Genomic DNA, 1,827 nt, shown 5'->3' with positions numbered 1-1,827 from the left:
TCAGGGCACAATCTTCCGCTCGAACGATGGCGGTGTGACCTGGGAGGCAGTCCGCGGCTCCCCGCGTTGAGGTGTGAGGCCTGCAGCAGGCTCTTGGGGCGGTACTTCTGGATACTGTAGCGCTTTTCTCCGTGACCTGGGCAGGCATGGCACGAAGCTGGGGGTTTCAATCCCTACGATGGCGCGATAGTGGCCAGCGCACGACGAACGGTGGCCCCAACTTGCTCACCCCGCAGCACTCCTGGGCCTTCCGATATGCCAATCGGGTCAGTCCAAGCGCGGCCTGCCCAAGGACGCTTAGTCCAAGCTCTATGGCGGCTAGCCGATGGTGCTTTCCGCCTCAAGAGCCTGCTGGAGACGGGGAGGTGCTCCTCACGCCGGGGTCGCTGATCTATTGCATGGACAGCACGACGACCGGCAGGTTTCATCAGAGGGACAAACCAAATGAACGTATCTAGGATCAATCCAGCTGCCCTCATCGTGGCGGGAGTGACAGCATTCGCGGTCAGCCCAGTCTGGTACGGCCCGTTCCTGTTCGGTAGCATCAGGACAGAAACGCAGCGCGCGAAGGTGCCCGCAAAGGCGCCATGGAAGTTCTTCATGGAACGCTACGCGAACTGTTCACGGCCTTGTTTCTCGCTTGGCTGAGCGGCCGCCCTCGCATTGCTGACTGGAAAGCCGCGGCCGGCCTCCGCGCCCTCTGTGGGCCGAATTCTACGTAATCCAACTCGCAGGCGCGGGTGGTCTTTGTGGGGATGTCCCCTGCCCTCGGCGCGGTCCATGCCGGTGACTGGCTGGGCAAGAGGCTGATCATGGCGATCATCGTGAGCGCATGGCCCAGGCGGCACGACGCGACTGAGTGACGGCACGAAACCCGTGCCGACGGGATTGAGCACAACAGTCCAGCCGGTGGCCCTGAACTTTGGTAACTTCGCCTGAGCGTCTGGAGCGGCGCCAAGCCCAATAGCCCAAAGGCCGCCGTAGTCGCCGTTGGGGGCGCAGCTCGCATCCAGAAACGGGGCCATCGCAACGTTGAACTGGTTCGGGGCGCTACCAACTGAACGAAGCTATCGGAACAACATCGCCGCGGTTCGCCCTACAATCACAAACCAGACGCAAGCTGCCTCCTCCTTCGGGCCGGCCAGCAACCCTTCGAGCTTCTTGGGTTCGGAGAGCGCGTGATATATATCTCTCCCGGAGTCCCTCGCCGCAACAACCCCCTGTACCGGCACGCCCGTGCGACGCGATCGACTTCGGGATGCATTCCATATGCGGTCTGGCTCGCCTGAAGGCAGGCTTCCGGTGATCCAACCCGTTTCTGTCATGTCTTATCCGGAAGAGATCTGGGTGTCGCGCGTGCACATCACGATCACTACCTTTGCTGGCTTTGAGCGGTCCAGACGATACCGCACATCAGTTCGCTGCATTGCTCGTCCGTCAGGCCCTGCTCCAGCGCCAGCGAGCGCCAAGCCGGGAACGACAGCGCATGACCGATTGCTGCCTTTACAATATTCTTCCGGGCCGTCGGGATTGCGCGGCCGTGGAGTAGGATGTGGCGCACGGTTTCGAGGTATTCCCGATAGCCGCCCATCATCTGCTTGACCAGCGGCATCACGTCCTCATCGCGATGGATGTTTGTCATCATTTGCCGTGTGCGCCGGTAATAGGGGTAGAGCATATTCAAAGCGGTGCCCAGCCGCTCATCTGCATCCGGGATTGGCCTGCCTCCTGAAAAGTGGTCCTCCCTGAAGTAGGCTATTTGGCCGATAGAGAGGACGTTGGAATGCCCCAGAAGAAGCACAAGCCCGAAGAGATCGTCGCGAAGCT

1 protein-coding gene is annotated in these 1,827 nt (G+C 61.1%); it reads right to left on the bottom strand.

Annotated elements, in window-relative coordinates; genetic code table 11:
* Nucleotides 1-1,372: 1,372 nt before the first annotated feature.
* Nucleotides 1,373-1,827 (bottom strand): hypothetical protein (locus FY036_RS23675; protein ID WP_201744659.1); only part of this gene is annotated, 455 nt, incomplete at its 5' end.

The sequence above is a fragment of the Neoaquamicrobium microcysteis genome (assembly GCF_008180155.1).
In the GTDB taxonomy this organism is placed as follows: Bacteria; Pseudomonadota; Alphaproteobacteria; order Rhizobiales; family Rhizobiaceae; genus Aerobium; species Aerobium microcysteis.
This window is presented reverse-complemented; position numbering and strand designations above follow the sequence as displayed.